This is a genomic window from Streptomyces sp. KLMMK (assembly GCF_036961605.1).
In the GTDB taxonomy this organism is placed as follows: domain Bacteria; phylum Actinomycetota; class Actinomycetes; order Streptomycetales; family Streptomycetaceae; genus Streptomyces; species Streptomyces telluris.
This window is the reverse complement of record NZ_JBAMDC010000384.1, coordinates 1-6063: the sequence shown is the minus strand read 5'-3', so window position 1 is coordinate 6063 and position 6063 is coordinate 1. Positions and strand designations below refer to the sequence as shown.

Sequence of the window (6063 nt, the reverse complement as noted above, 5' to 3'; positions counted from 1 at the left end):
GCCGCCCCGCGGCAGGCGCAGCGTACGGCGGTAGCGGTTGTCCTCGGTCTCCTCGACGCCGGGCACGGCCCGCTCGCGCAGCCACGCCAGCATGCCCGCGCCGTCGAAGGGCGGCCGGTAGCGCAGGCGCAGCACAAGCGGCCCGGACCGGCCGGGGACCTGCTCTCCCGCCCGCTGGTCGGCCCGGGCCCCGCAGGCCCTGCGCAGCTCCGTGGGCGAGCAGCCGAAGGCCGCGCGCATCCCGTCGTTGAACTGCCGGACGCTGGAGTAGCCCGCGGCGAGGGCCACTTCCGACAGCAGCAGCGCACTGGACTCGATCAGCAGCCGGGCCACCTGGGTCCGGCGGTTCAGCGCCAGGGCGAGGGGGCCGACCCCGACCTCCGCGACCAGTTGCCGGTGCAGGTGGCGCTCGCTCACCGCCAGCTGCCGGGCCACCCCGGCCACCCCGATCTCGTCGACCGCGCCGCCCGCGATGAGCCGCAGCGCCCGCGCCACCAGGTCGCCGCGCACGTTCCACTCGGGGGAGGAGGGCGCCGCCTCGGGCCGGCACCTGCGGCACGCCCGGAACCCCGCGGCCTCGGCCGCCGCGGCGATCCGGAAGAAGCGCACGTTCTCCGGCTTCGGGGTCCGCGAGCCGCACACCGGGCGGCAGTAGACGCCGGTGGTGGTCACCGCGACGTAGAAGGACCCGTCGAACCGTGCGTCGCGGCTGGCCATGGCCCGGTAGTAGCTGTCGAAGTCGAGCACGTGGTCATTGTTCCCACGCCGCGCCCGCCTGTCTGGCGGTCATCGGACATGGTGATGGGGCGGCCCGGGGGCCTTTCCGCAGACTGCTTGGCCGCCGCGGAGCCGCCGCATACGATGTCCCGGCGCGCATGTCCGAAGGTCTTTTTCCCGGCCGTCCGGGCCGGAGCCGGCCGCGGCCGGCGCAAGGTGGGGGCTCGATGACGACGGATCAGCGAAACGGGCGGCACCCGCGGGCCGTGGTGGACCAGGGGGAAGCAGAGCGTTTCGTCCGGCAGTTCCACGACGAGTCCGGGCTGGACGACACCGCCCTCCACACCCGGCTGATCGCGATACGCCGGCAGATAGCCGAGACCGGCACCTATCGCCACACCCCCGAAGAGCTCGACTTCGGCGCCAAGGTCGCCTGGCGCAACTCCGCCCGCTGCATCGGCAGGCTCTACTGGCAGAGCCTGCGCGTCCGCGACCGCCGGCACGTCACGGACGCCGCGGACGTGGCCGCCGAGTGCCTCGCCCACTTACGGACGGCCACCAACGCCGGGCGGATCAGGCCGGTCGTCACCGTCTTCCCGCAGGACGACGCCGAGGGCCCGCCCGTCCTCATATGGAACGAGCAGCTCGTCCGCTACGCCGGCTACCTGCGCTTCGAAGGCGGCTGCACCGGCGACCCCGCCGGGTTCGGGCTGGCCGAACTGGCGGCCAAGCTGGGCTGGGAGGGCGCCGGCGGCCGCTTCGACGTACTGCCCCTGATCATCCAGACCAGGGGGAACGCCTTACAGATGTTCGACATCCCGCCGGACGACGTGCTCGAGGTCCCGCTGAGCCACCCCGCCCTGCCCTGGTTCGCGGAACTCGGCCTGCGCTGGCACGCCGTCCCCGCCATCTCCCACATGCGGCTGCGCATCGGCGGGATCTCCTACTCCGCGGCCCCCTTCAACGGCTGGTACATGGGCACCGAGATCGGCGTCCGCAACCTCTGCGACGCCGACCGGTACGACATCCTGCCGGAGGTCGGCCGCAGGCTCGGCCTGGACACCTCCAGCACGCGTACCCTCTGGCGCGACCAGGCGCTCGTCGAGGTCAACCGCGCGGTCCTGCACTCCTTCGACGCCGCCGGGGTGACCATCGCCGACCACCACACCGAATCCGCCCGCTTCCTGCGCCACCTGGCCAGGGAGGAGCTCGCCGGCCGCAGCTGCCCGGCGGACTGGTCGTGGATCGTCCCGCCCATGTCGGGCGGACTCACCCCCGTCTTCCACCGCTACTACGACGAGAGCCGGCCCCGCCCCGACTTCCACCTCGACGACGGCGCCCGGCTGCGCGCCCGGGGCGTCGCCGCCCCGCCGTACCGGCGCTGCACCGGCCCCGGACCCGCCTGGTGCGACGCGACGCAGGCCCGCGGCGGCGGCCGGATCACCCCCTGAGCCCGCCCGGCAGCCGCCGCACGACGGCCGGGCCGGACAGGAACGGAGCGGTGTACGGCTCGACGTCCACCTGCGAGCCGCTCACCAGGAAGGCCCGCAGCCCGCGCCCCGCCGGGCCCTGCTCGTGGCCGCTCGCCCCGCCGTCGCCGCCGGAGCCGCCGTCCGCGTAGCCGAGCATGAGCACCGGGTCCGTCAGCGCGTCCAGCGACAGCACCAGATCGGCCTCGTCGAAGCCCGCCGGATCCGCGAAGTCCTGCGAGGGGACCGCCTCGAAGGCCATGCTCGCCTTGAAGGTGAAGAGCCCCGGGCGGGGGATGTGGCCGTAGAGGTTGGGGTCGTCGCCCATCGTGGCCCACGCGTAGCCCTTCTCGCGGGCCACCCGCATCGTCGCGCAGTAGAGGGCGCGCGGGAGGCTCGCCCGCCGCGCCGCCTCGGTGACCGCGGACCAGCGCAGCCTGACCGCGCTCTCGTCCGGGGACTCCAGCGCGAGCGTGCCGCCCTCCAGCGCCTCCCCCCGGTAGAGGAGCACGGCGAAGTACTTCTCCGGGCCGTACAGGATGGTCTCCCGGAACCTGCGGGCGAAGGCGATGCCGTACGGCATCCGCGCCACCCGGTCCTCGTAGAGGTCGAGGAAGAGGTCGAGGCCCTCGGGCGATATCCGGTCCTCGACGACTTCCCGCAGGCCGTCCCGCGCGATCGTCCGGCGCGCCTGGTGGATGCGCTGCCGGGACTTGCGGGGAAGGCGCCGCAGGAACTCCTCCTCGCCCGCGCCGAGGGCCGCCCGCCACGTCACGGTCGACGGCTTGCGCACGAAGCCGCGGCGGGCCAGTTCGCCGTGGAGCTCCGGCGGGGGGTCGGTCATCCGGACGACGGCCACGGACTTCGGGTCGGCCCGGGTCCAGGGGGCGGCGGCGAGCTCACCGGCGCCGATCATGGCGACCGGAAGACCGAAATCGTCGGTGATCTCCATCATCCAACTCCCGCAGCCCCGGAGTGCGTTCAGGTATCCGGGGTCTATCAGCCCCCACCGGGCGGGGTCAAGGAAGACGGGGCCCGCACGCGGCTTTCAGACCGGGGGAACCAGGGTGGCGTAGCGGTCCAGGACCGCCCGGTCGCCCCGCACCGCGAGCCGGCCGGAGGGGATCCGCCCCCAGAGGAACAGCATCAGCTCCGAAGCCGTACCGGACACTTCGACGTCACAGGCCGCCTGCTCGCCGGTGCCGTCGCCGGACCGGACGTCGTCCCCCTCGAAGCGCACCGTCCATACCCCGGCGCCGTCCGTCCGCCGGAAGCGGTACCGCTCCCCGGAGCCGGGCGGGGCGGCGGTGCGGGTGCGGCTCCACGGCACCATCACCTCGAAGGAGTGGTCCACGGCTTGCGCCGCGAGCGCGGCGTCGACCGGCCCGGGCGTCCCCAGGGCGTTCTCCGCGTCCCAGCGGTGCACGGCCGCCTCGATGGTCTGGACCCGCAGCCAGAATCCGGTGGTCTGCTCCCGCGACCACGTCCACGCGGGCTCCTCCGGAGCGCGGCTGCGGAACAGCGCCTCCAGCGCGGCCGCCCCCTCCGCGAACCAGTCGGCCAGGCTCCGCGGCAGCGGCCCGTGGTTGGGCGCGTGCTCCGGCCGCGGCCAGTCCGCGGTGTCCTCGGGGAGCCCGGCGGAGAAGGCCGGGTCGGAGGCGTCCGGCGGGCCCGTGAGCCGGCCCCTGATGATGTGCGCGACGCCCCGGTGCACGCTGCCCAGGTGCACCACCAGGTCCGACACCGACCAGCCGGGGCAGGAGGGGACCGGCGGCGCCCCGCCGGCGGCGGCCGCCCGGCGGGCCGCGGCCTCGAACGCCCGTACCTCACGGTGGAAATGGGGAAGGAGGTCCACCCGTCCATTCTGCCACCGGGACGTCCTCCGCCTGGGATGATCCGTCCGGAGCGAGGGGGAGCGGGACATGACGCGCGCGACGCTGCGGGAACGGCTGCGGTACTGGTTCGACGCCACCATGGACCGCGGGACCCCCGCCCTCATCGGCTGGCTCGCCCTGGCCTCGCTCCTGCTGGTCGGCTCGACCACCGTCCTGGTGGTGCTGTGGACCGACGAGGACACCGAGGCCAACGGCGGGTGGGCCGGCGTGGCCTGGATGAGCATGCTGCGCACCCTCGATCCGGGCACGATGGGCGGCGACACCGGGGGACCGGCGTTCCTGGTCCTGATGCTGCTCGTGACCATCGGCGGCATCTTCATCGTCAGCGCGCTCATCGGCGTCCTGACCACCGGCCTGGACATCCGGCTCCAGCAGCTGCGCAAGGGACGCTCGCGGCTCGTCGAGCGCGGGCACACCATCATCCTGGGCTGGTCGGAACAGGTCTTCACGGTGGTCGCCGAGCTGGTCGAGGCCAACCAGAGCAAGCGCCGCTCGTGCGTGGTGATCCTCGCCGACCGCGACAAGGTCACGATGGAGGACCAGATCCGCACCCGCGTCCCCGCCACGGGCCGCACGCACGTCATCTGCCGCTCCGGCAACCCCCTCAAGCGGGCCGACCTCGAACTCGTGAGCCCCGACACCGCCCGGTCGGTCATGGTCCTGCCGCCCGGCGGGGACGACAGCGACACCAGCGTCATCAAGGTGCTGCTGTTGCTGAACAACCGCACCTGGCGCGGCTCCCGGCCCCACGTCGTCGCGGCCGTGCAGGACTCGGACAACCTCTCCGTGGCGCGCCTCGCCGCGGGGGAGACCGGCCTGGTCGTCGACGCCGAGGACTTCGCCGTCCGGCTCGTCGTCCAGTCGCACCGGCAGGCGGGGCTCTCCGCGGTCTGCGACGAGCTGCTCAGCTTCGTCGGCAACGAGATCTACCTCCAGCCCGAACCGGCGCTGACCGGCACGACCTACGGCGAGGCGCTGCACGCCTACGAGCTCGGCATCCCCATCGGCCTGCGCAGGCCCGGCGGTGAAGTGCTGGTCAACCCCCCGATGGACACCGTGATCCAGGACGGGGACAGCATGGCCGTCGTCGCCGAGGACGACCTGCTCATCCGCCTGGCCGACAGCTGCGCCCCCGTCGTCCGCACGGCCATCTCCTGTCTCCCGGGCCCTGCGCCCGCCCCAGACCGGACCCTGCTCATCGGCTGGAACTCCCGCGCCCCGAAGATCGTCAGCCTGCTGGACCAGTTCGTCCGGCCCGGCTCCGTCCTCGACATCGCCGCACCGCGCTGGCCCGTGGAGGCCCTCGGCACCCCGCGGGAGAACCTCACCGTCCGTCACCGCCCCTGCGACCCCACCAGCAGGAGGTCGCTGGAATCCCTCGGCCCGGGCGGCTACCAGCACGTCGTCGTCCTCTCGGACGAGAGCGTCCCGCCCGACCTCGCCGACGACCGGACCCTGGTCACCTTGCTCCACCTGCGCGACGTCGCGGTCCGCCTGGGCGACCCGTACTCGATCGTCACGGAGATGAACGACGACAGCAACCGCGAGGTGGCCCAGGTCACCAAGGCCGACGACTTCATCGTCAGCACCAAGCTCGTCTGCCTGCTGCTGACCCAGCTGGCCGAGAACCCCGACCTCCACGACGTGCTCGCCGACCTCTTCGACCCCGCCGGCTCCGAGATCTACCTCAAGCCCGCACCCCGCTACCTGCGCCCGGGCGCGGAGGCGAACTTCGCGACGGTCATCGAGGCGGCCCGGCAGTGCGGGGAGACCGCCATCGGCTACCGGCTCCGCGCGCTCAGCGACCGGCCGCCCTTCTACGGGGTCTTCCTCAACCCGCCCAAGGCCGCCGCCCTCACCCTGGGCGAAGAGGACCACGTGGTCGTGCTCGCCGAGGGGTGAGCGCGGGCAGGATGGACGGCATGGAGCCTCAGAACCCCTCCGGGGACACGTGTGCGAGCGGCGCTCCGCGGGACTTGTCG

5 protein-coding genes are annotated in these 6063 nt (G+C 73.5%); 2 read left to right on the top strand and 3 right to left on the bottom strand.

Translation table 11 applies throughout. The features are described 5' to 3' along the window. A partial coding sequence (locus V7793_RS31675; protein ID WP_336013088.1) for a bifunctional transcriptional activator/DNA repair enzyme AdaA occupies positions 1-747 on the bottom strand: 747 nt, incomplete at its 3' end. Between the two features lie 197 nt (positions 748-944). Between V7793_RS31675 and V7793_RS31670 the strand changes: the two genes are divergently transcribed. Further along, positions 945-2168 (top strand): nitric oxide synthase oxygenase, encoded by a 1224-nt coding sequence (locus tag V7793_RS31670; protein WP_336013086.1) that lies wholly within the window; start codon positions 945-947, stop codon positions 2166-2168. On the opposite strand, the gene V7793_RS31665 is transcribed toward V7793_RS31670, so the two are convergent. Continuing rightward, positions 2158-3141: a hypothetical protein gene (locus V7793_RS31665; protein ID WP_336013083.1), complete on the bottom strand. Its 984-nt coding sequence runs from the start codon at positions 3139-3141 to the stop codon at positions 2158-2160. The two genes, V7793_RS31670 and V7793_RS31665, sit on opposite strands and share 11 nt — an antisense overlap. A gap of 93 nt (positions 3142-3234) precedes the next feature. Then, positions 3235-4041, bottom strand: a complete 807-nt coding sequence (locus V7793_RS31660; protein ID WP_336013081.1) for a maleylpyruvate isomerase family mycothiol-dependent enzyme — start codon at positions 4039-4041, stop codon at positions 3235-3237. A 67-nt stretch (positions 4042-4108) separates the two neighbouring features. Here V7793_RS31660 and V7793_RS31655 point away from each other — a divergent pair, with 67 nt between their 5' ends. Beyond that, positions 4109-5983 carry a CASTOR/POLLUX-related putative ion channel gene (locus V7793_RS31655; protein WP_336013079.1) on the top strand — a complete coding sequence of 625 codons (1875 nt, stop codon included), beginning with the start codon at positions 4109-4111 and terminating at the stop codon, positions 5981-5983. The last annotated feature ends 80 nt before the right edge of the window (positions 5984-6063 follow it).